The 337-nt window shown below is 69.4% G+C and carries 1 protein-coding gene; it reads right to left on the bottom strand.

The genetic code is table 11. The annotated features are described in order from the left end of the window. Window positions 1-337 (bottom strand): toprim domain-containing protein (locus AC1RQI_RS17125; RefSeq protein WP_481905819.1); only part of this gene is annotated, 337 nt, incomplete at both ends.

The raw sequence follows: 337 nt of genomic DNA, 5'->3' as shown, positions 1-337 counted from the left end.
GGCGCGCTTTTTTCATTAGCCGCTTCGGGGGCGGGCTCCGGCGCGGACTCGATCCCGGGCTTGCCACTGCACATCCATTGCGCCTTGCGAAACGCCAGCTCCAGACTCTTATGCGCCGGCTGCATGGTCGTGGCGTAGCCGTTGACGTCCATGCCCTTGGGCAGCAGCACCCGGAAGCAGTCCAGGCCCTGCTCGGCGAGGCGTTCGGCCAGGGTCTCGGCGGCGCGGTTGCCCGCCTCGTCCCGGTCGAAGGCGATCAGCACCCGTTCGGCGCCGCTGTCAGCCAGCGCCCGGATCAGCTCATCGGTGACACCGCCGGTGCCGTAGGCGGCGGTGA

The sequence above is a fragment of the Salicola sp. AFF1 genome, assembly GCF_056783195.1.
Note: the sequence above shows the minus strand (reverse complement) of the source record. Positions and strands in the feature narration are given on the sequence as shown.